The sequence below is a fragment of the Thiomicrospira pelophila DSM 1534 genome, from assembly GCF_000711195.1.
GTDB classification, from domain to species: domain Bacteria; phylum Pseudomonadota; class Gammaproteobacteria; order Thiomicrospirales; family Thiomicrospiraceae; genus Thiomicrospira; species Thiomicrospira pelophila.
Map to the genome: position 1 here is coordinate 1,955,973 of NZ_JOMR01000001.1, position 23,343 is coordinate 1,979,315.

At 45.4% G+C, this 23,343-nt stretch carries 22 protein-coding genes; 14 read left to right on the forward strand and 8 right to left on the reverse strand.

Translation table 11 applies throughout. The features are described from left to right. The first annotated feature begins 106 nt into the window (after positions 1 to 106). From N746_RS0109435 to modC, 4 genes are all read left to right on the forward strand, one after another. Positions 107 to 907: a TOBE domain-containing protein gene (locus tag N746_RS0109435; protein ID WP_029936038.1), complete on the forward strand. Its 801-nt coding sequence runs from the start codon at positions 107 to 109 to the stop codon at positions 905 to 907. A gap of 161 nt (positions 908 to 1,068) precedes the next feature. Beyond that, complete coding sequence (modA, locus tag N746_RS0109440; protein WP_029936039.1) at positions 1,069 to 1,833, forward strand: molybdate ABC transporter substrate-binding protein; 765 nt, start codon at positions 1,069 to 1,071, stop codon at positions 1,831 to 1,833. 117 nt (positions 1,834 to 1,950) lie between these two features. Further along, a complete protein-coding gene (gene modB / locus N746_RS0109445; RefSeq protein WP_029936041.1) occupies positions 1,951 to 2,646 on the forward strand; it encodes a molybdate ABC transporter permease subunit in 696 nt (231 codons plus the stop codon). Positions 2,647 to 2,650: 4 nt separating this feature from the next. After that, positions 2,651 to 3,739: a molybdenum ABC transporter ATP-binding protein gene (gene modC / locus N746_RS0109450; RefSeq protein ID WP_245603360.1), complete on the forward strand. Its 1,089-nt coding sequence runs from the start codon at positions 2,651 to 2,653 to the stop codon at positions 3,737 to 3,739. A gap of 58 nt (positions 3,740 to 3,797) precedes the next feature. On the opposite strand, the gene N746_RS0109455 is transcribed toward modC, so the two are convergent. Further along, the gene (locus tag N746_RS0109455) at positions 3,798 to 4,913 is read right to left on the reverse strand and encodes an SEL1-like repeat protein (protein ID WP_038125947.1); all 1,116 of its coding nucleotides are present in this window, start codon (positions 4,911 to 4,913) and stop codon (positions 3,798 to 3,800) included. A 452-nt stretch (positions 4,914 to 5,365) separates the two neighbouring features. On the opposite strand from N746_RS0109455, the gene N746_RS0109460 reads away from it, so the two are divergent. Beyond that, positions 5,366 to 6,370, forward strand: coding sequence for a hypothetical protein (locus N746_RS0109460; protein WP_029936048.1), 1,005 nt, complete (start codon positions 5,366 to 5,368; stop codon positions 6,368 to 6,370). 369 nt (positions 6,371 to 6,739) lie between these two features. After that, the gene (locus N746_RS0109465) at positions 6,740 to 6,955 is read left to right on the forward strand and encodes a Nif11-like leader peptide family natural product precursor (RefSeq protein ID WP_029936050.1); all 216 of its coding nucleotides are present in this window, start codon (positions 6,740 to 6,742) and stop codon (positions 6,953 to 6,955) included. Positions 6,956 to 7,046: 91 nt separating this feature from the next. Here N746_RS0109465 and N746_RS0109470 read toward each other — a convergent pair whose 3' ends face one another. Then, entirely contained in the window at positions 7,047 to 9,317 is a 2,271-nt protein-coding gene (locus N746_RS0109470) for a glycosyltransferase (protein ID WP_029936051.1), read from the reverse strand. A gap of 1 nt (position 9,318) precedes the next feature. Beyond that, positions 9,319 to 10,323, reverse strand: a complete 1,005-nt coding sequence (locus N746_RS0109475) for a lysylphosphatidylglycerol synthase transmembrane domain-containing protein (protein ID WP_051678617.1) — start codon at positions 10,321 to 10,323, stop codon at positions 9,319 to 9,321. A gap of 289 nt (positions 10,324 to 10,612) precedes the next feature. On the opposite strand from N746_RS0109475, the gene N746_RS0109480 reads away from it, so the two are divergent. From N746_RS0109480 to ppx, 5 genes are all read left to right on the forward strand, one after another. Next, on the forward strand, positions 10,613 to 10,849 hold the full coding sequence (locus N746_RS0109480) for a FeoA family protein (protein WP_029936055.1): 237 nt from the start codon (positions 10,613 to 10,615) through the stop codon (positions 10,847 to 10,849). After that, positions 10,846 to 13,158 carry a Fe(2+) transporter permease subunit FeoB gene (gene feoB / locus N746_RS0109485; RefSeq protein ID WP_029936056.1) on the forward strand — a complete coding sequence of 771 codons (2,313 nt, stop codon included), beginning with the start codon at positions 10,846 to 10,848 and terminating at the stop codon, positions 13,156 to 13,158. The genes N746_RS0109480 and feoB overlap by 4 nt, the downstream gene beginning before the upstream one ends. Continuing rightward, positions 13,155 to 13,421, forward strand: coding sequence for a FeoC-like transcriptional regulator (locus N746_RS10975; RefSeq protein ID WP_029936058.1), 267 nt, complete (start codon positions 13,155 to 13,157; stop codon positions 13,419 to 13,421). Before feoB ends, N746_RS10975 begins: the two co-directional genes overlap by 4 nt. Positions 13,422 to 13,550: 129 nt before the next feature. Further along, a complete protein-coding gene (gene ppk1, locus N746_RS0109495; RefSeq protein WP_029936060.1) occupies positions 13,551 to 15,689 on the forward strand; it encodes a polyphosphate kinase 1 in 2,139 nt (712 codons plus the stop codon). Between the two features lie 74 nt (positions 15,690 to 15,763). Then, a complete protein-coding gene (gene ppx / locus N746_RS0109500; protein WP_029936061.1) occupies positions 15,764 to 17,269 on the forward strand; it encodes an exopolyphosphatase in 1,506 nt (501 codons plus the stop codon). A 24-nt stretch (positions 17,270 to 17,293) separates the two neighbouring features. Here ppx and N746_RS0109505 read toward each other — a convergent pair whose 3' ends face one another. Then, on the reverse strand, positions 17,294 to 18,391 hold the full coding sequence (locus N746_RS0109505; RefSeq protein WP_245603361.1) for a flavodoxin domain-containing protein: 1,098 nt from the start codon (positions 18,389 to 18,391) through the stop codon (positions 17,294 to 17,296). Further along, complete coding sequence (locus N746_RS0109510; protein ID WP_029936065.1) at positions 18,372 to 18,899, reverse strand: hypothetical protein; 528 nt, start codon at positions 18,897 to 18,899, stop codon at positions 18,372 to 18,374. The genes N746_RS0109505 and N746_RS0109510 overlap by 20 nt, the downstream gene beginning before the upstream one ends. Positions 18,900 to 19,269: 370 nt before the next feature. Between N746_RS0109510 and pyrE the strand changes: the two genes are divergently transcribed. Then, positions 19,270 to 19,917: an orotate phosphoribosyltransferase gene (pyrE, locus tag N746_RS0109515; protein ID WP_029936067.1), complete on the forward strand. Its 648-nt coding sequence runs from the start codon at positions 19,270 to 19,272 to the stop codon at positions 19,915 to 19,917. After that, positions 19,907 to 20,425: a SixA phosphatase family protein gene (locus N746_RS0109520; protein ID WP_029936069.1), complete on the forward strand. Its 519-nt coding sequence runs from the start codon at positions 19,907 to 19,909 to the stop codon at positions 20,423 to 20,425. Before pyrE ends, N746_RS0109520 begins: the two co-directional genes overlap by 11 nt. Positions 20,426 to 20,430: 5 nt before the next feature. On the opposite strand, the gene N746_RS0109525 is transcribed toward N746_RS0109520, so the two are convergent. Next, positions 20,431 to 21,186 carry a sulfite exporter TauE/SafE family protein gene (locus tag N746_RS0109525; RefSeq protein WP_211245127.1) on the reverse strand — a complete coding sequence of 252 codons (756 nt, stop codon included), beginning with the start codon at positions 21,184 to 21,186 and terminating at the stop codon, positions 20,431 to 20,433. Positions 21,187 to 21,259: 73 nt separating this feature from the next. After that, the gene (gene argB / locus N746_RS0109530; RefSeq protein ID WP_038125948.1) at positions 21,260 to 22,174 is read right to left on the reverse strand and encodes an acetylglutamate kinase; all 915 of its coding nucleotides are present in this window, start codon (positions 22,172 to 22,174) and stop codon (positions 21,260 to 21,262) included. 75 nt (positions 22,175 to 22,249) lie between these two features. Between argB and N746_RS0109535 the strand changes: the two genes are divergently transcribed. After that, complete coding sequence (locus N746_RS0109535) at positions 22,250 to 22,762, forward strand: hypothetical protein (protein ID WP_029936074.1); 513 nt, start codon at positions 22,250 to 22,252, stop codon at positions 22,760 to 22,762. A gap of 72 nt (positions 22,763 to 22,834) precedes the next feature. Here the strand turns inward: N746_RS0109535 and N746_RS0109540 are convergent, their stop codons facing one another. Then, a complete protein-coding gene (locus N746_RS0109540; RefSeq protein WP_029936075.1) occupies positions 22,835 to 23,320 on the reverse strand; it encodes a YajQ family cyclic di-GMP-binding protein in 486 nt (161 codons plus the stop codon). Positions 23,321 to 23,343: the final 23 nt, after the last annotated feature.

A 23,343-nucleotide genomic window follows, 5' to 3' on the forward strand; every position in this document is an offset into this window, starting at 1 on the left:
TGTTACGCCAGTTTACCACCAGGCCTGGTGGTGGTGAAAAGAGTTTGACAAGCAAGAATTACTTGAGTATATTTCGCATCGACGATATTTACTTAAGTAGTAGTTGATGCCTAATAATCCAAACCAGCCCGAATTTTTTGCTCCTTGGCATGTGCATCTCGGTAGCGGCGACATTAGCCCGCGCCGTTTGCATTTATTGCAAGCGATCGAAGCGACCGGCAGTGTGTCGCAAGCCGCCAAGCAAGTCGGCATGACCTATAAAGCGGCCTGGGATGCGGTAGAAATTATGAACAATTTGGCCGGCGTGGCGTTGGTTAACCGTCAACACGGTGGCAAAGGCGGTGGCGGCGCAACCTTAACTCAAACTGGCTTGCAAATCGTCACCATGCACGAACGCTTATCGGCGATGCAAGCGATGTGGATGGCGACACTCGACCACACCGATGCCGATATTTTGCCTTTAATGCGGAGAATCAAAATGCAAACCAGCGCACGCAATAGCTTCTACGGCACGATTGAAGAGGTGAAAACCGGTGCAGTAAATGCCGAAGTCACCCTCAAACTGCAAGGCGACGACCGTATTGTTGCCACCGTCACCCGCGATAGCGTGACACGCATGGGCTTAAAACCCGGGACCACCGCTTGGGCGTTAGTCAAAGCAAGCTGGGTGGTGTTAGCGAAAGAGCAAGCCAAAGGCCTCATCAGCGCACGCAACTTTTTATGCGGCCAAGTTACACGCATTACCGAAGGGCCAGTGAATGTCGAAGTGGTGGTCGAACTCAAAGGCGGCAACACCCTATCCTCAATTATTACCCACGGTGCGTTAGAAGAATTGAAATTAACCGAAGGTCAACCGATTTGCGCTCTAATCAAAGCTTCGCATGTATTGATTGGAGTGGATGAGTAAATATTTTAACCACGAGACTTCGCCCCCTCCTGAAGGCTAGGGCGAATAGACTGCCTCGCTGGTGAACAAAATCTGTAAGCCCGTGCAAACGGGTTTTTTAACCCCAAGCGATATAGCCCAAGGTATCTATCGCTTATTTTTTATTCAACAAGGAGATCCAAATGAAACTAAAACATCTACTAGCAGGCCTGGTGCTCACTTTTGCCGCCACAAACGTTGCCCACGCCGCTCAAGTCACCGCCGCCGTTGCCGCCAATTTCACCAAAACGATTGAAGAAATCGGCACCGAATTTACTAAAGATACTGGGCACACCATCCGCTTCTCATTCGGTCCCACCGGCAAACTCCTTGCGCAAATTAAAAACGGCGCCCCGTTTGATTTATACTTTGCCGCCAACGAATCGGCCCCCCAAGCGGCCATCAACGAAAAATTTGCGGTTAAAGACAGTTACTTTGTTTATGCCCAAGGCGTATTAGTGCTTTATAGCCCCACCCTGCCAGTCTCAAACAATGCCATGCAAATATTAAAATCGGCCGACTACCGCCACCTAGCCATAGCCAACCCCAAAACGGCACCTTACGGCACCCAAGCCGAAGTATTTTTAAACAAGCACAATCTTTACAAAACCCTGCAGCCAAAACTTGTAAATGGCGAAAGCATTGCGCATGCCTTCCAATATGTCGCCACAAAAAATGCCGAACTAGGCTTTGTCGCTAAATCCCAAGTGGTAGATCCGTCCAGTCCAGCTTACAATAATGGCGAATACTGGACGTTACCACAAGCCGATTACAACCCAATCAATCAAGCGGCCGTAATCACTAAACGCGGCGCAAACAACCAAGCCGCCAAAGCGTTTATGCAATACATGAAATCACCCAAAGCGATTGAGATTATCCAACGTTACGGGTATAACCTGCCAAACTAATTGAGTTTGTCATTCCGAACAACGTGAGGAATCTTTTAACCGGCCATTTAACCGCAAAAGATTCTTCGCTTTCGCTCAGAATGAGCGCGACGCTTTTATGCCATGATGGAATTAAACATGATTGAACTCTTCGGCACCGCCGTCAATTTAGAACCAATTTGGCTGACGCTCGAAATCGCCAGCTACACCACTATCATTTTGCTGGTGCTCGGCACTCCGTTAGCCTGGTGGATGTCGCAAATGAAATCCTCCAGCAAAATTGTGCTCGAAGCCTTGGTGGCTTTGCCTCTAGTATTACCACCAACCGTGTTAGGGTTTTATTTATTGATCGCGATGAATCCGACCGGGCCGGTGACTGAGTTTTTAAGGTTCTTTGGTTTTGAAGGCCAGCTCACTTTTAGCAAAGCAGGCCTGGTGATTGGCTCGGTGTTTTATTCTTTGCCCTTTGCGGTGCAACCTTTAATGCATGCGTTTGAAGGGATTCCGCATCGTTTATTGGACGCCGCCGCTACCTTACGCGCCAATGTATTGGATCGGTTTTTTACCATCGTCATGCCACTATCGCAGCGCGGATTTTTAGTCGCCGCCACCCTAACCTTCGCGCATACCGTGGGCGAATTTGGCGTGGTGCTGATGGTCGGCGGCAATATTCCCGGCGAAACCCGCATGGTGTCGATTGACATTTTCGATCATGTTGAAGCCATGGAATACAGCCAAGCCCACATCCTGTCCGGCATGATGCTGGTATTCTCACTGTTTGTATTGATGCTGGTTTACGGTTTAAATCGTCGCTTTGGCGTCAAGGTAGGGTAAAAAAATGGACAGAAAGGGGAATATTCAAACCATGAAAGGCCATCTTCAACTCGACCTTGGCGGCTTTAAGCTCAACAGCGGCGAGTTTGATTTAACGCTCGATGGCGTGACCGTATTATTCGGACGTTCCGGCAGCGGCAAAAGTACACTGCTACGCGCGATGGCTGGGCTGGATAAACGCACCCGTGGTCACTTAACACTAAACGACCAAACTTGGCAAAATGGCGAAAAAGCCCTACCGACCCCGCAACGCCATATCGGTTTTGTGTTTCAAGATGCCGCCTTGTTTCCACACATGACCGTGCGCCAAAATTTAATGTATGGCGTCAAACGCTTACCCAAAAACCATCCGCAAGCGGATTTCGACAAAATCACCCAACGCGTCGGCATCGCCGACAAACTTGACCGTGACGTTACCTATTTATCCGGCGGCGAAAAACAACGCGTAGCGATTGCGCGCGCGCTGCTGATGTCGCCCAAACTACTGTGCATGGACGAACCGCTTTCCGCACTCGATTGGCGCGCCAAAGCCGAACTGCTAACACTGATAGAAGAACTGGTGGCGGAATTTAACTTGCCGGTGATGTACATTACCCATGCACCGATTGAAGTTGAGCGCTTGGCAAATCAAGTCGTGTTTATGAAAGACGGTCAAATCGACAGCATCGAAACCCTGCAACAAGCTTTAAAAAGACCCGACTCACCACTATTCGACGAACAAGGCGCGGTATCGGTTTTGATCGGACAACCAGGCCTGGTGCAAGCCGGATTACGAGAAATTAAAGTCGGTGAAGATACGATTTACCTCAGCCAAACCCTCGACATTCACACACCGCAAGTACGCATTCGTGTGTTAGCGCGAGATGTCAGTTTGGCCTTATCCGACCCAAAAGATTTAAGCATCGTCAACCACCTGCAAGTCACGATTGATGAACTCATCCCACAAGGCGAACACCGCGTGTTAGCGCGCTTAAAATTAAAAGACGGCCAACACCTATTCGCCGAAATAACCCAAGCTTCCGCCCAACGCCTCAATCTACAGCCAGGTCTGGTGGTCTATGCGCTGATTAAATCCGTCGCGTTGGCCGAATGAATTTATAGAAAATTACAATTAAATCTAGTTAAAAAGGGGGAGCCCCCCCTTTTGGCTCTTAACGTCTATTAAGCGTAGCGATGTTTGAGCAGGCTTCAACATTACCACTTTCGCAAGCCTTGCTGAACAGTTCTTTTGCTATCGTTGTACTCTGCCTCACCCCTTGGCCGTTGTAATACTTCACCCCAAGATTATTTTGCGCACCAATATCTCCTTGCTTCGCAGCACTTTGGTACCACTTTACAGCCTCTGAGTGACTCTGCCTTACTCCTTCTCCCTCGTCATACATCAATCCAAGATTGTATTGAGCATCGGAATCCCCTTGTTCGGCCGCCTTGCGATACCATTTCACAGCTTCAACATTATCTTCTGGTACACCCTCTCCCATGTCATACATCAATCCAAGATTGTATTGGGCGTAAATACTCCCTTGTTCGGCGGCTTTGCGATACCATTTAATTGCTTCAACGTTATCCTCTTCTAGACCCTCACCTTCGTCATACATAAGCCCAAGGTTGTATTGGGCATCAGAATCCCCTTGTTCGGCCGCCTTGCGATACCATTTAATCGCTTCAACGTTATCTTCCGGTACACCATTTCCCTCGTCATACATAACACCAAGATTGTATTGGGCGTCAGCATCCCCTTGTTCAGCCGCTTTACGGTACCATTTAATCGCTTCAACATTATCTTCCGGTACACCTTCACCCTCCTCATACATCAAAGCAAGATTGTATTGGGCTTTAATATCCCCTTGTTCAGCGGCTTTGCGATACCATTTAATCGCTTCAACGTTATCTTCCGGTACACCCTCTCCCTCGTCATACATCAAAGCAAGATTGTATTGAGCTTTAAGTCCCCCTTGTTCAGCGGCTTTGCGATACCATTTGATCGCTTCAAGGTTATCTTCCGGTACACCCTCTCCCATGTCATACATCAAAGCAAGATTGTATTGAGCTTTAATCTCCCCTTGTTCGGCCGCTTTACGATACCATTTGATCGCTTCAAGGTTATCTTCCGGTACACCATTTCCCTCGTCATACATAACACCAAGATTGAATTGGGCAGTAGCATTACCTTGTTCGGCCGCTTCAATAGACTCATCAAGCCCTGCTTGCGCAGGCATATTTAATAGTCCAGCAATTAAGCCAACAGCCATCAATACTTTTTTCATAAAATACCCCTGGTTTAAAACACTTAAATAAGTTAACTGAGACGATACTATATTTTTTGACTTTGTGACAAGAAATATAGCGTATTAAGGTTTCAACCTTGAGTGGATTTATTACGCCTTGGCTACAAGTTTGAATTAGTAATAAATAATGTTTTTATGCAAAGGTAACGCTACTCGTTTTAACCCTCTAACCAGGCCTTGTGGTATATGTATTGATTATGTCCGTAGAGCTGTCGGAGTGAGTTATGGATTTAAATGACAATTAAACTGAACTGAAAATTCGGAAAAACCTTGTATATTAAAGTGTAATATTAAATAACTGATTCATTGTTATAAAATGTTTAAAAGTGATTTTAACGGTAAAAAGATGGCGTCTCCTTTTTTCATTTTTTACCACAAAAATTGTTCCACTCCACTGGCCCGGTGATTGGGCATAATAAATTTACAAGAGCATGACTACGTACATATATTTTGATCAAAACACTTTATCAGACTTAAGAAAGCGTAAACGCGAAAGTCTAAAATCGGCTCACCTAGACAGGCTACATTCTGAGCTGGTTGGACGGTCTAATCATGATATAAGGGTTCTGTACTCTGCCACTCATCTTGACGAGATTAGACAAATAGATAATCAAGAATATATTGAAGAGCATATTCAACTTTTGTGCGAGTTAGAAGCTCTCTATATCGAGCCATTAACAACAGAGCTAAATGCAAAATCGCCAAAGCTAGTTTGGAAAAGCTATCTAATGAATGAGAAAGAAAATGCTCCGAATGGAGTAAACAAATCCACAGAAATAGTAGATCAACTTTTGAGAAAACTTTCAGGCCTTGAAGTAGGCTCCGATTTCTCGCAAATTCATCAAAAACTTTTAGATAGCGCATCTACCAATGTTGCTGATATAAAAAAATTGTTATCTGAACTGTCTCCTGAAGAATTAAATAGCCACCACGGGCAACAAATGAGTCTTAAGTATAAGCAACTCTTCAAGCAAGCAGAACTGCTAGCAAAATCTTCACCTATAAATATTACAGAAGAAGAAAAGCTCGGACCTAAGGGTTTTAGAAAACACAATGCAGTATTTGAACTTCATCTTAACGAGCTCAAACAACATGATGTTATTCCAGCTATAGATAAACTGTTTGCTAGCGCAAATGGCGATTACAGTTATGAGGACTATTTTGACAATTCAATTCATAACCAAATTTCGCGTTATTACACACTGATGAATTGGGTCGGCTATCATCCAGACGACTTCACCAAAGTAAAGAGTGGACGTGATCGATTTAAGGCCTCTTTTAATGATCTTAAACACGCTAGCTCATCTGTCGGCGCATCGTATTTAGTCTCAAATGATAATGCTTTTATAAAAAAGGCAAGGGCATGTTACGCTCATCTTAGTGTTCCTACTCAAGTTCTTAGCTTGGAGGAAGCAATTGAAGAACTAAATTTATAACATTGGCATGGTGTGGGACTATCAACTTTTAATAAATAGGGGCAGAGTAAAATGAAATAGCGTTATTCCTGACTCCATTTAAACCTTTAAGATGCTAACTTAAACGCAAACCCTTTGCCGAAACCACCTTAATACGGTTTCAAACCGTGGGTGTTCACCTTCACCAAACTACTTATAAAGCTTTGATAAGCTAGCCCTGTTTTTTCCGATAAGGTTTTCTAATTTTAGATGCGGCTTTTGATTAATGAGATATCATGATCTATTAGGTTTATAGGTTTTTTTAAATATAAAAAACAGCGGATTCAGTTCAAACCAATAATGGTTTTATTTATAGTCAATGCGCAGCTTGCGAAAGAGTGGAGTTAAAAAATGGCCTTAGATCAAATGGAAGCCTTCATTATGAAAATGCAGTCTGATCCGGCGCTTAAAACTGAAGTCACAGCCGCGTCCACAGCGGATGATGTGGCGCGTATTGCGTTCAAGTTGGGTTATGAGTTTTCGGGTGATGAATTATTGCGCATGTCCGGCAAAAAAGTGGGGCAAGCTACCATGTACAAGAAAGGCCTACCGGGTGAATACCATTAATAATCCAACCACCAGGCCTGGTGGTGTTCGCATTAATTAAAGCAGTCTCGGATTGAAGATTAAATAAGTTACCTATCGAAACCCTCTAGCCTTATAACCGCTTTTTTCGGCTTATTTTTACTTGAGCGTATTCCGCTAAGATTTCGGCATAAGTTTGGTGCACGCTTGCCGCGTAGGGTTCAATGTCGAATTCCTTGGCGAACGCTTGCGCGGCCTCGCTCATACGCTGGCGTTGGTTATTGTCTTCGAGTAGGGTTTGTACGGCTTTGGACCAGGCCTGGTAGTTCTCTGGAGTTTTGATGCCAGTTTGGTTTTGTTCAATCACGTCATCAATGCCGCTGGCTCGAACAGCGACGACCGGTAATCCGCCCGCCATGGCTTCAAGAATCACCATGCCTTGGGTTTCTGAGCGCGACGCAAATACAAAAATGTCGCCCAATTGATATAAAGATGGCATTTGATCCGGTGGCACTTTCCCGACCAACAAGACCCTATCAGTTAAACCTAGAGTATCAATTTGCGCTTGCAAGGTTTCGCGTGATTCGCCCTCCCCCACAATTAAACATTTAAACGGTTTGTCTGTCTTCGCTTTTAGGCTGGCTAAAGCTTGCAGCATAAATTCAAAGTTTTTTTCCTGGCTTAACCGCGCCACGGACACAAGTACGATTTGCTCTGGTTCAATCCCCCAGCGCTGTTTGAGTGTTGATATATTTTGCGTGTCGGCTTGCTGAAACGCTGAATATTCAATCCCGGTTGGATGCACATAAATTGGGCGTTTAACGCCGATTAATCGCAGGTATTCTTCCGCCGAAGCGGTAGGCACAATCACCGCATCGCAACGATTAGAAAAACGCCGCACCGCGCCATGAACAATCACATTACGGAACAGTGGACTGGGCAGCGGCACAAAATGCGCGTAATGCTCTAGTCGTGTGTGGTAAGTCAGCACCACCGGCACACCAAGTCGCCGCCCCCAGATAAGCCCGAGGCGGCCTAGCCAAAAGGGATGATGCACGTGTATAAGATCGGGCGAAAAGGCTTGAAAGGCTTTTTTGACGCGCGAGGAAAATAAACTCGCCAACCGGAACGGTTGACCGGCGCCAAGCTTGAGCCATGACGGCAATCGAACCACCTCAAATCCATCCGCCAAGGATTGGTCTTGTTGAGCCTGGTCCTTTGCCTGATAATCAGGCGCGACCACTAATACTGAATGGCCTTTTGCCACCAGCCCCCTCGCCAAACGTGCAATTGAAATGGGCACGCCGCCGACAAACGGCAGGTAATTATTAGTCATCATCGCAATGCGCAAAGGACGTTTTAGAAACGGGCTCAGGTCGAGATCGTAATTTGGGTAGTAGTCTTTTTCTTCAAACACCGCGCCATAAAGTTTGACAGCGATAATGATCAGCAGCGCCATAATCAATAGAAAATTAAGGTGCCCCACATAAAACAGCGAATGCACAAAAAACCACAGGCTTTCGAGATGTTTCATCACCGGGTGCTGGCCGATGTCGAGTTTGTGTTCATGTATGTTTATTTGATCGCCATCCACATCGACCGCGACATAATGGTAATAACTGATGTCATCATTTATCACCAAACCGCCTGCTCCACCGGTAGTGACATAACGCACGCCGTTTTTCTCGCGCTGATCAAATAGGTGCAGATTAGCTGAAAAAACCACGTCGACTTGATAACGTTCAAACAGGGCCATTAAACCCTCCCGAAAATCCTCAGAAGCGGCATCTTGTGCTAGATATTGGCTATCGAAGTCTACCGCTGGTTCTTCACCGACATCCCACAAGGGCTGGGCGATAAATACAAAACGATTTTGGGCTTGGGTTTGTTTTAGCCGTTTTTCCAGCCATTGCAATTGAAAACGGTAGGTTTCTTCACTGGTGCCATCTAAAAACGCAAAAAACTGATTGCCCTGACTAAGCGTGTAAAAAAATGGTCCAAAATGACGGTAAAAATGTACCGCCCCCAGTGCATCGGTTTCATTAGGTCCAACCGTGAGTAAATAAGGTTTTTCTAAATGTTGCAGTGTGCGATATAAAGCACGATATTTATCTTCACCACCGCCACTAACCGCATTGCCCGCCGAGATAACAAACGCCGCTTCATCGCGATTTAGCAAAGGGATCATATTACGCTCAAACAAACCGACTGAATTATTGATGTTACCTACTACAGCAAAGCGGTAAGCTTGATCCTTTAACGGTTGTTCAATCGCGCCCAGTTGATGTCCATGCACGGATTGAAAGTCGGTTTCGATGAAGAACAGGTAAAGCCGATAACCTAAAATGGCGACAATCATCGCAATCAATCCAAACACCACTCGCTTACGTACCGTTCGACGCATCTTACGCTCCTATTTTTTCGCTGGCTGGTTTAGGTCGCAACCAGTGAAAGGTGACCGCCAGTCCGATCAACATGCCAAAATAAATGGTTAAGGCTCGCCAGACCACCACCGCTAATACCAAATGCGTGGTTAGCAAATCAGCTGAAAAGAATCTGCCAAACACCCCTTCCGCAATACCCGACCCGCCCGGCGTGGGTGAAAAATACATAATAAAGGTGGTTACCACCATTTTGGCGAGGGCTATCCAGTAGGAAAAATCATAACCCAGTGCCCAGAAAATTAGCGCTGGAAACGAAAACAGGGCGATCAAAAACACCGCTGTACTTAATACCGATGCACTGACCCAAAACCATCCACCCGCAAAATAAAGTCGAAAACCGCGGCTGAAGCGACGCATCTCGCGAATCCAATGACGCTTAATGGTGACAAAACGTGAATAGGACAAAAAATTGATCCGACAAAGACCTGCCATAAGGGCGAGCAGTAGCCGTATTAGCCAATCCGTTTTAAACAACACGAGAAAAAAGCCTAAAGCATACCCGCCTATCGCCAGCCAAAACCCAGTTTGAATAATGCCGCGCGCACTACCACCTAATTCAGGCAACCAAGTCCATAGAATGGGGGCGGCACTAAAGATCATTAGAATCGCTAAAACGGTGCGAATCGTTGTCGCGCTCATTGCCACCCCGACCGGCACCGCATGGCGGCGTAAAAACCAAACTTGTGCCACCCCACCGCCAGTAGCAAGCGGTGTAATATTGGATACAAAAATATTTAAAAACACCAACTGTGCCATGTCTTGCAAACGTATCGGATAGCCTAAAGCTTTAAGCGTGAACCAAAGCCGCAGACCATCCGCGGCAAAATACACCAACAACAACCCAAAAGCTGATAATAAAAACACGGGGTTTAAAAGTGCATTATCCCATTGCCAGCGGGCACCTTCGACTTGAAGGTAAACAGACAAAATGCCAAGTGCGGTCAACCCAATAAATAAAACAGCCATCCACGCCCATTGAGTGGCACTGAATCGGATAGGCAAACGGGAAGATATTGGAGAAGTGTGATTAGGTGCGTTCAAAGCATTCCTTTACAAGAGGAAACAAATAGAAATGATTTTATCACGCAGACCCAAAGCTGTGACTCGTGATTCCGATTGCCGCTTTTAAAAATGGGCTCACCCTATAAACTCGTTGCCAAACATGAATGATTTTGTGTACAACAAGATTGACAGCAAGACATAAAATGATAATACTAGTAATCATTATCATTAACATTAACAACCAAGTCATTTTATGCCACTGTCCCCCATTTACTTAGACTCCTGCCTTCAAGATCAAACCTGCACGGTCATTTCATTGCATGGCGAGCTAGATGCTAAGTTGCAACTGGTGAACCTAGGTTTTCACCGCCATAGCCACATTAAGGTTATCTTATGTCGTGGAGACAGTCTTATTTTAAATATTGATGGCAGCCGTTTTGCGATTGACCGGGAACTGGCTAAAAAAATTGAAGTAGAACTCTTATCATGACCATTCCTGTAACTAGTCAAAGCCTCAAGTTTCACCACCAAGTCGCACTGATTGGCAACCCAAACTGTGGGAAGTCAACCTTATTTAACCGATTAACGGGATCTCAACAAACCACCGGTAACTGGCCTGGAGTAACGGTTGAACAAAAAACCGGACAAATGCACATTGCCGGCCAGCCTTACCGAGTAATTGACTTACCCGGCGTTTACAGTTTAGAAACGGCTTCACGATCCGGTTTAGATGAAAAGGTCGCGCGTGATTTTTTAACTTGTCAGCCGCCTGAGCTTGTTATTAACGTTGTTGATGCCACCAGTCTCGAACGTCAGTTATTTTTAACCGCTCAACTGCTGCACATGGGATTACCTGTGGTGTTGGTGCTTAATCGAATGGACCTATTGGCTGAGCACAATCTAACGATTGATCTCGACAAGTTAAGCGAAAAACTTGGCTGTCCAGTCATTCCTATTTCGGCTTATTACAACCAAGGGGTTGATGAGCTAAAAGAACAATTGCCCGCTCTATTAAATAAGCGCGCCAACTTACACTTAGATTTACCGGATACCTTGCATCAGTCGGTTCACACCTTGCGAGATTTGCAGCCCATGTCTAACGACTCATGTTGGGGCACCCTGCAAATGCTCATTAAACCCGAAACGGCGCCCTTAGAAATTCGTAGCTTTGCCCAAGCAGAAAAAATCAAGCTAGAAAATCATTATAAAGAAGACCTCGCGTTAATTGCGGCCGACTTATATTTCCAATTTGCCCACGATGCCGCGCATATTAGTGAAGAACACACTAATAAGTTCAGTCGAAACATGACCGACCAAATTGATAAGTGGGTTTTGCATCCGTTATGGGGGTTGCCGATTTTCTTTGCGGTCATGTATTTGGTTTTTGCCCTATCCATTACAATAGGCAATGCGTTTTTAGATGTGTTCGATTTGACGGCGCAGGCCATTTTTGTTGATGGCTTTGGTGCTTTGCTTCAGGGTCTATATGCACCTGACTGGGTCACCATGCTTCTCGCCGACGGTTTAGGAGGCGGTATTCAAGTAGTCGCCTCCTTTATTCCGATCATCGGTGCCTTGTTCTTATTGCTATCGATTCTGGAAGAATCGGGTTACATGCAACGAGCTGCGCTCAACATGGATAAATTTATGCGCCGAATTGGGCTGTCAGGGCAGGCTTTTATTCCGCTCGTGGTTGGGTTTGGCTGTAATATTCCGGCTGTAATGGCGACCCGAACCTTGCCAGATGCACGCGATCGAATCATGACGGTAATGATGACGCCGTTTATGTCGTGCAGTGCGCGGTTAACTGTCTATGTATTGTTTGCCAGCGCCTTTTTTGTTGATCACGCCGCTCTGATTGTTTTTTCACTTTATATGGTCGGAATATTGGCGGCGATTCTTACGGCTTATATTCTTAAAAACACCCTATTACCGGGCGAAGCACCGCCATTGTTACTCGAACTGCCGAACTATCACAAACCCGCTTTCATTAATGTTTTGCTCAATACCCGCAACCGTTTAAAAAGCTTTATTGTAAATGCCGGCAAGGTGATTGTAGTAGTGGTGTTGTTGATCAACTTTTTTAACAGCTTGGGAACCGACGGTTCGTTTGGCAACGAAAACCAAAACAACTCCGTTTTAAGTGTCGCCGCCAAGCAAGTCACCCCGCTATTTTCGCCTATGGGTCTAACCGAAGAAAATTGGCCCGCCACGGTAGGCTTAGTGACCGGCGTATTAGCCAAGGAAGTGGTCGTAGGCTCATTGGATGCGTTGTATCAAACCATGGAGCAAACACCCTCTCAACCTATGAGAGCTGAAGATTTTGACTTTTTTAGCGCTCTCGCAGAGGCTTTTGCCACGGTTCCTAATAATATTGGCGGCATTATCAGCAATCTTAGTGATCCATTAGGCTTAGCCTCACTTCAGTCAATCTCAAACCAAGAGGCCGCCGTAGAAACGTTGGATATTCAACCAAATACTTTAGAAAAAATGGCCGCCTATTTTGGCGGACCCATCGCGGCCTATGCTTATTTACTGTTGATTTTGTTGTACTTCCCCTGCGTTGCTACGCTAGGGGCCATCAAAAATGAACTGGGAACTCGCTGGGCCGTTTATAGTGCGTCCTGGAGTTTGTTTTTAGGTTACAGCGTAGCGGTCGGATTTTATCAAGCTATGCACTTTAACCTACAACCTCAAACCGCCACAATGTGGTTAACCGCGATTCTATTAAGTTATTTTGTGCTCTACAACTGGCTCAAACACCTGGGTAAAAAACCAGCGAGACGGCATTTAAAATGATTTTGCTAGAACTGAAACAGTACATCCGCAAACACGGACAAGTATCCTCAGACAGTCTAACGCGGCATTTTGATCTATCTAAAGACGCACTCGACGGCTTAATGGCGCCTCTTTTACAGCAAGGTTTTATTTACCGCCAAACGCTAACCAATAAAGTGTGCACGACGGGTTGCCAAACTAGTTGCCAAGTCAATTCCGACTACTTTTATTGGAGTCCTCACCCACTCAAACCTCTGGCCATTAACGTTAAAGTAAACCAATAAACTTAAAGCACCAGGCCTGGTGCTTTGTTTTTAACAATGTTAATTCATTAAACCGTCATGCCAAACCAAGCTGTTTGGGCTAAAATAGAAGGAATTACGCACACACTTTCACTCATCAAGGTTTGAAGAATGAACACGACCCCTGAACAACCCGAACAAACCGTTCAACCGGTTTACTTTAATCGCGAACGCAGCTTATTAGAATTTAATCGTCGCGTGTTGGCACAGGCCAAAAATCCAGAAATTCCATTACTCGAACGTTTGAAGTTTTTATGTATTTCTAGTAGCAACATGGATGAGTTTTTTGAAGTGCGTTTAGCCAGCCTAATGGAGTTATCCAAAGACCCGGGCGCACGTACTCAGCCTGACAATATGGCACCGAAGGAAGCCATAACCATGCTCACTGAAGTGGCGCATGAAGTCGTAAAAGATCAGTACAACACGCTCAACCATATTTTGATTCCAGCCTTGGAAAAAGAGAATATTCGATTTGTGCGTCGTAATCATTGGAACGATAAGCAAAAAGAATGGATTCGTAATTACTTTTTGGATTCACTCAAGCCGGTTTTAAGCCCGATGGGGCTTGACCCGTCACATCCTTTCCCAAAAATTCTAAACAAGAGTTTGAATTTTATTGTATCACTGGAAGGTAAAGATGCCTTTGGGCGTTCGAATGGTTTGGCGATTGTGCAGGTGCCACGCTCATTACCGCGCCTGATTAAATTGCCCCCCGAAGCCACGGACGGAGAAAACGATTTTGTGTTTTTATCTTCGGTTTTACACTCGAATGTAGCCAACTTATTCCCCGGCATGACGGTGACCGGCTGCTATCAGTTCCGTGTCACCCGTAACACTAACTTGTTTATAGACGAAGAAGAAGTCGACGACATTATGAGTGCACTGCAAGGCGAACTTTACGGCCGACAGTTTGGTGATGCGATTCGTTTAGAGGTAGCCGATAACTGCCCGCCCGCGATGGTGGAATATTTGATGAACCGCTTTAAGCTCGATGAAAGCGCCTTGTATCAAGTACGCGGCCCGGTCAACTTACACCGTCTGGATGCGGTGCCGAATATGGTAAATCGACCGGATTTGTTGTTCCAACCGTTTTCGGCGCGCCAATTAACACCGCCTAAAAACAGCAAAACCGCATTCCGTTTGTTTACCCGTAAAAAGGAAGCTGACAACCTATTTGAACAAATTCGTGACAAAGACATTTTGCTACATCACCCATACGATGCCTTTGCGCCGGTGATTGATTTCTTAAATCAAGCCGCCAAAGATCCGGACACCTTGGCAATTCGCATGACGTTATATCGCACGGGTGATAAGTCCGCGATTATTGATGCGCTGGTGCGTGCCGCCAAAAACGGCAAGGAAGTCACCGCCGTGGTGGAGTTGCGCGCACGTTTTGATGAAGATAACAATATTCAACAAGCGACCCGCTTACAGGATGCAGGCGTGCATGTGGTATATGGCGTGGTGGGCTATAAAACCCATGCCAAAATGATTTTGGTGGTACGACGTGAAGATCAAAAGTTGCGCCATTATGTGCATTTAGGCACCGGCAACTATCATCATATCACCAGCCGTTTTTATACCGATTTTGGTTTGTTTACTTGTCGTCCAGCGATTGGCCGCGACGTCACCAAAATATTCCAACAACTGACTAGCTTGGGCAATACGAATGACTTGGAAGTGGTATTGCAATCACCGTTTACTTTGCATAGTGGTATGTTGGAACGCATTGCACGCGAAGCCGAAAACGCGCGCCAAGGCAAGCCAGCTAGAATCATCGCCAAGATGAACGGTTTACAAGAAAAGCAGATTATCGATGCGCTGTATGCGGCCTCGCAAGCAGGCGTTCAAATCGACTTAATTGTGCGCGGCATTTGCAGCTTGGCTCCTGGGGTTCCCGGCCTATCGGACAATATTCGGGTGCGTTCGATCATTGGGCGTTTCTTAGAACATCACCGCGTATATTACTTTGAAAATACAGGTCAAGAACCGCAACTTTATTGCTCCAGTGCGGACTGGATGAGTCGGAACCTATTAGCGCGCGTTGAAACCTGTTTCCCTATTTTAGACGCGGATTGTTTTCAACAAGTCTTTACCGAAGGCTTGGCGATTTATCTGGAAGATACCACCTCGTCCTGGGAACTTCAGCCGGATGGCTCTTACAAACTGCATGAACTCGCGCCGGACGAAGTGGCGTTTAACGCACAACTTTCCTTGGTCGAAAAATACAGTGGCCAACTGGAATCTTGAAGCTTGGTTCAATCAAATTTGGTTTGATGACACAAACCGAGTAAACTACGCGCAAATTAGTTAGATGTGACCTTATGACGACTTCATCCGATAATGACCTTTATGCCGCGATAGACTTGGGATCAAACAGTTTCCACATGATTGTCGCGCGCGAAGTCCACGGCCAATTACAAGTGGTGGATAAACACAAAGAAATGGTTCGCTTACGCTCCGGCTTAGACGAACTCAATAACTTAAGTGAAAGCGCGGTTACCAATGCGCTAGAGTGTTTAGAACGCTTCGGCCAATTGATCAAAAATATCCCCAGCCAAAATGTCCGCGCCGTCGGCACCAATACCTTGCGCAACGCCAATAACAGCCGTGCGTTTTTAATCGCGGCCCGTAAAGCGCTCGGCCATCATATTGAAATTATTTCCGGTCAAGAAGAAGCTCGCCTGATCTTTTTAGGCGTGGTGCATGGCTTGCCTAGTAGTGATGAGCAACGCTTAATTATGGATATTGGTGGAGGCAGCACCGAATATATTATTGGACGCGGTTTCAGTAACAATCACCTAACCAGCACTGAAATGGGCTGCGTAAGTTTCAGCTCGCCGTATTTTGATGAAGATATCGTGACCTCTGAGCGCATGAATAAGGCGATTTCCAGTGCTCGGCAAATATTACGCCCGCATCGCCGCATTCTGACCAACTTAGGTTGGGATGTGGCTTATGGTGCCTCCGGCACAATTAAATCCATCGGCATTATATTGCAAGAAAACGGCTGGACAGATGGCCACATTACGCTCGATGGTCTACAAGCATTGCGCGGCGAAATGATTAAAGCCGGCAGTGTACAAGAGTTAAAACTAAATGGACTCAAAGACGATCGACGCCCAGTATTAGCGGCCGGCTTGGCGATCTTAATTGCTACCTTTGAAGAATTAAACATTCAACAAATGCAAGTAAGTTCCAACGCGTTACGTGAAGGTTTGGTGTTTGATACGTTAGGTCGTATGTTTGCCGAAGATTCGCGTGAAGCCAGTGTTCGCAGCATGCAAAACTGGATGAAAGTCGATGCTCAGCAAGCGCTTCATGTGGCCCAATCGGCCCGCAAGTTCTTTAATCAAGCACACAACATTTGGCATTTGCACGATAGCGAATACAATTATCCAAAGCTGTTAGATTGGGCTTGCCAATTGCACGAATGTGGCATGGCTTTGAGTTATAAACGCTATCGCCATCATTCGGCGTATTTAATTGAACAGTCGGACATGGCTGGTTTTACCAACCAAGAAAAACAAATGTTGGCGGCGATGTTGCTCAATCATCGCGGTAAATTTGTGGTGGAAGCTTTTGAAAACCTGCTGGAACCGCATAACCAAAAATTAATTTTCTTGACGGTATTACTGCGTTTAGCCGTGCGTATTCATCGTGGGCGGGATTTAGAAGTCCCAGAAATTTTATTGGTGATTCAAGAGGACAACGCGATACATCTTAAATTTGAGGACGATTGGCTTAAAACCCACCCACTATCTTTGCTGGATTTGGAGATCGAAGCCAAACGTCTTGAAGCGGCGGGTTTTAGTTTAAGTTTCGCTTAATAAATCAACCACCAGGCCTGGTGGTTAATAAACATCTAACTGAATACGCTGTTGTTTTTTTGCGTCCAGCCAAGCCTGCTGTGCCTGCTCTTCTGTCCAACCCAATTCTTTTTCCCAAACATATTTAATTGTTTGCTCTACCCCTTTTGCCAAGCCGGTCTTATCCCCACAAACATAAATATTCGCCCCCTGCTGCCAGAGCGACAACCAGGCCTGGTGGTTAGCTAATAACGCATCCTGCACATAATGTTTTTCGGCTTGATCGCGCGAAAACACCGTGTGCAAATCTAATTGCCCTGCTTGCTGCCATGCTTGCAAACTGGATTTGGCTAAAAACCGTGAGGCTTGGTGGGTTTCGCCAAAAAACAATTGATTTTGCTTAGCGCCCGCTTCAATCCGGGCTTGCATAAAACCAAGGAACGGGGCTAAACCTGTGCCGGCGGCAATCATAATAATCGGCTGCTCCGGCTCGGTGGGCAATTTAAAGTGTGCATTGGGTTTAATCTCGCCTTCAAGCGTTTCACCCACTTGCGATTGTTGCATCCAGTTTGAGGTCACACCCTGGCGTAGTCGATCATCTCTTTGGTATTGAACCGATTTATATAAAACATGAACTTGATTTGGGTAACACCTAGGATCGCTGGCAATCGAGTAATAACGCGGGGCGAGCGGACTTAATAAATTTAAGAAGTCGACACCCAATTCAGTCAGCTCAGGAAAAGCATTCAATAAATCCAATACATCTCGGCCTTGAGCGTAAATTTGCATCTCCGCACGCGACGACCAGGCCTGGTATTGATGCTGACGCACCAGTTTATTCAAAATAGCCGGATCAAGTAAGGTTAATTCAAGATAATGCGTGAGCGCATAGTCAACTGAGCAAGGCTCGTAACGACGGAGCTGAATGATTTGATTTGGATCGAGCTGGAGCTTATGAATGATTTGTTGAACTAGGTCAGATGAATTTTGACCTTTAATCGTGACCCAGTCGCCAGGCGCGTATTCAAGCGCTGAGTCGGCTGACAATTTAAGCAAATAAGCGTGCGGTTCGTGATCGTCAGGGGTTAAGTCGACTTGTTCTTCTACGCGCAATTGCATCGGATTACGCGCGTAAATACTCAATTAATACCATTAACCAAGGTGCACTTACCAAAATGGTGACCGCCGACATCAAACCAGCAATCAGGCCAATACCCATTTGCGGAATGAAGTTATTTTGCTTGATTTCGATGTCGCTGATTTGACGCTCAACGTGGGTTAAGACTTCCACTTGACGCTTTAATAAACCATTAAGGGTTTGAATTTGTTTGAACAGTAGCTTCTGTTCGTCTTCAAACTGGGTTTTGGTGCGGCGGGTAAACTGGTCGATATGACGGGTTTGCTGACCCATTTCACGCATTTGCTCAGAAAGCTGACCAATTGAGGCATCCATTTGTTGAACTAGGTTTTGGATCGCGGTTTTATCTTCGTTTAACCATTCGTAATCCGGGTTCAACATGTCCGATAGATCAAGATCTTGCAGGTAACTTTCGCCACTGGGTTTGTTACGGCCTTTATGTTTGCGAATCGCCTGTTCAAGCAAAACACTTTTCGAGCCTAGTGGTTCTACAGATCTTAAATCAATCGCCATGGTTGCTTTCCTTCTTGTGCGGACATCTGTCCTATTTCTGGTTAATACGGCTTGGGTTTTGTTTTATTTTTTATAGATACAATCTGTATCAAACTATCAAACCTTTAAGCAAACCCCATACCAAATCCTTAAACACGCATGCAACCTCGCATCGAATTTCAGCAATCAGGATAAAGTGATTAGGGCGAAGTTATTTTAGCAAAATTTTTGACATAGGGAGCATTTCCTTGCGTTATTTTATGCTTATTTTTATCCGATTTTTGCGCCAAGAATTCACTTAGTTCAAATTTACAAAATCCAACGAAAAACAGCTTGCACCCACCCCTTCGGCCCACTATGATTGTGGTTTATTTCATAACCATGAAGACCCATGCAAAAGACTAATTTTATTGAATTCATCCGCGAAACCGGCGTACTCAAACTGGGCGAATTCACGCTTAAATCTGGGCGTACCAGTCCGTACTTCTTTAATGCCGGCTTGTTTAATACTGGTGGTCAACTTGATCAACTTTCTCAGGCTTATGCGGCCACCATTGCCAACTCGGGCATTGAGTTTGATGTGTTATTTGGCCCAGCCTACAAAGGCATTCCGCTTGCAGCGACTACAAGCGTGGCTTTAGCGCGGGATCACAAACTAGACAAGCCGTATGCGTTTAACCGCAAAGAAGTCAAAGATCACGGCGAAGGCGGCCAAATTGTCGGTCACCCGCTTGAAGGGCGTATTTTGATTATTGATGATGTGATTACTGCCGGCACGGCGATTCGTGAGTCGATTGACCTGATTCACGACCACGGAGCACAACCCGCTGGCGTGGTGGTGGCATTAGATCGGATGGAACGCGGACAGGGTTCGTTATCGGCTATTCAAGAGGTGGAACAACAATATGGTTTGCCGGTAGTGAGCATTTTGAACTTAAATGATTTGATTGATTATTTAAGCACCCAAACTGATAACGCTGAAGCCTTAGAGGCCATGCGCTTATATCGTCAAACTTATGGCATAGAAGATGGCCGATAAACTCCGCGAGCTGCTTATTTGGCGTCACGCCAAATCAGACTGGTCGAATGAAGATATCAGCGACAAAGAACGGGCTTTATCTGAACGTGGTCGGCGTAATGCTAAAAAAATGGCCGATTGGTTGGCCGCACAAGATTTGTTGCCCGATGTGATTTTGTGTTCAACGGCCAAACGTGCGCAACAAACCTTAAATCGGCTTTGTAAAGACTGTGATGTTCAAGTATTCAACTTGGATTCACTTTATTTGGCAAATTTGTCTACTTTATTAGCTGAGCTGACGAAGATTGAAGGCAAGCGTATATTATTAATCGGCCACAACCCCGGTTTACAAAAGCTAATAGATTACCTGCGAGACCTGCCAGTTGAGCAATCTAGCCAAGTTAAGTTGCTACCGACCGCCGCTATCGCACAATTTATTATGCCGGCTGATTGGTCACAATTAGAACGTGGTGATGGCAAACTTGTCGGTATTACTCGTCCTAAAGATCTGCAAAACCAATCCAATTAATCCGATCACCAGGCCTGCATAATCAAAGCTAAACCGACTAAAACTGTCAATGTTTCAAATGCCCGCTTAACCAATTTATTGCCTTTTACAATGGCCAGGTGTGCGCCTAAATAACCACCCAACAACGATCCTAAAATCAGCGCAGGCAGCCAATCCCACTGAATTTCACTTAATAGGCCAAGCGTAATGGCTCCGCTACCATTCCAGAAAATACCCACCAGAATTAAAGTGTAAGTCACGGCGGTTTTGTAATCCAACCCAAACCAACGCACAAGCCATAAGGTTACAAACAAGCCGGTGCCAGAAGTTAATGAGCCATTTAAAGCCCCTATCGACATAATCACCAACCCGCCAATAACATAACCCAGAGTGGAGCGATTTTGTATCGCTTCAATTTGACCAAGTTGAGGTTTTAGCCAGGAATAGATGCCTAAACCCAGCGTCAAAATCCCCAAAGCTAATTGCGCTAACCGATCATCCACCTGCAAAATAAAACTCGCGCCCAGAGTCACGCCCGGCACACCAGTGATTAAAATGAACAAAGCAAAACGCCAATCCAAGGTCGACGTTCGCCAGTGGCGAGCCGTCGCCCCTAAACCTAAAAATACACTGGCGACTTTATGTGTGGCGAGCGCAACCCCAAACGGCAAGCCTAAAAACAATAAAGCGGGTAGCTGCAATAAGCCTGCCCCACCACCGGCTAGTGCTGACAGTAAGTTGGCCATTAATGAAATAATGAACAGTAGAATTTGATCAATCACATGAAAACTCTAGCAATAAAAAAAGCGAAGCTTAGGCTTCGCTTTTTGGATGATATCGCACGCAATGTAATATTTAACGCGCCGTAATCAGTGTGCCAACACCTTCATCGGTAAAGACTTCGAGCATCACCGCATGCGAGACTCGGCCATCGACAATATGCACGGCTTTCACACCACCTTGTACCGCATCCAATGCACATTGGATTTTCGGCAACATGCCACCATAAATAGTGCCATCGGCAATTAACTCATCCACCATTTTGGCATTTAAACCGGTCAACAATTCACCCTGTTTATTAAGCAGGCCTGGTGTATTAGTCAACAACATGAGTTTTTCGGCTTGCAAGGCCTCGGCCACTTTACCCGCCACCAAGTCGGCATTAATGTTGTAAGAATTACCTTCAGCATCCACCCCCACTGGGGCAATGACTGGGATAAAGTCGCCTTTAATTAACATGTCGATCACGCCTGTGTTAATGCGTTCGACTTCGCCAACATGACCGATATCAATAATTTCAGGCACATCCATGCCGGGGGTTTGCTTGGTCACTTTAAGCTTTTTGGCCATGATCATATTGCCATCTTTGCCCGTCAAGCCCACCGAATTGCCGCCGTGTTGGTGAATCAAGTTAACGATTTCTTTATTCACCAGACCGCCCAATACCATTTCCACGATATCCATGGTTTCGGTATCAGTAACACGCATACCTTGAATAAACTCCGACTCCTTACCTACACGCTTGAGCAGGTCGCCAATCTGAGGGCCTCCGCCATGCACCACTACCGGATTCATGCCAACCAGTTTCATTAGTACGATATCGCGCGCGAAACTCGCCATTAAATCGTCTTCGGTCATCGCGTTGCCGCCATATTTCACCACAATGGTTTTACCGGCAAAACGCTGGATGTAAGGCAAAGCTTCGGCCAGTACCGAGGCAATATGCTGGGCTTGGTCTTTGTTTAAATTCATTGTATTTTGCACTCTCATGGCTGTTGCGCCTGTCATTTCATAAAGGGAAATGGTATTTTACCCGCATCGTTAAAAAAATACAGGAATCTATCCATGCGTTTTATTGTTAGTTTATTTGTTTTACTGATGTTATCTGGCTGCGCCTTGACTCAAACTGGTTCGAATAGCTGGATAAAGTTTAATGATCAAACTCCGCCCCCTCAAGTATTGGCAGACGCGCTCGAAAAGCAGGGTTATATCACGAATGTTTTAAATGAACGTCAAATTGAAGTCTTATACGGCAATGGGCGCTACATTATGGAGCCGCGTGTTCAGCTGGGTGGTTTAAGTCGTGTAGTGGTGAGTCAGGTTTACCCAATCAAGTCTGAATACCGTAATAATCCGGAAATTTTTGTCACCCTATCGCATTTAAACAGCCGTTTAAACTGTGCTAAATATATTGTGCAACCGGGTAATAAGGCCGCGGAAGTGCAGTCGTCTATTACCTTTATTGATGACCGCTTAAGCATGCGCGAAGTCGAATTATTTATGGGTTGGATGCAAAAACGTATTCGCCAAGCCAGCTCACTGGTGCCGAACGATACCTTACGTATGTTTGAGTTTTAGGCTGAATTGAATTAGTCGGCCAGAAAGCACCAGGCCTGGTGCTTTCTGATTTAATTAGGTTGAGTTGATGTGTTAATCGCGGAAGTTTTCAAACTGTAATGGTCGTTCGAACTCCTCTTGCGCTTTCAGTAACGCAATCGCTTCTTGTAAGTCATCGCGTTTTTTGCCGGTTACACGCACACTTTCGCCTTGAATTTGTGCTTGTACTTTCAACTTGGCATCTTTCAAAATCTTAACCACTTTTTTTGCAATCGGTGTATCTAAACCCTGGTGCACAATGACGGTTTGTTTGGCGGTTTTAAGTTGAACATCCGGGTCTTTTAACTCGATGGCGCGCAAATCAATTCCGCGTTTGCTTAGCTTTGAGGTTAAGACGTTATACATTTGATCCAACTGAAACTCAGACTCTGTACTCATTTTAATTTCTAAGTCTTTTAATTCAAAACTCGAGTCGGTCCCTTTAAAATCAAAACGAGTGACCACTTCCTTATTAGCTTGGTCGATCGCGTTGGTCAATTCATGTTTATCGACTTCTGAAACCACATCAAATGAAGGCATACATCCACTCCTTAAAAGCGTTA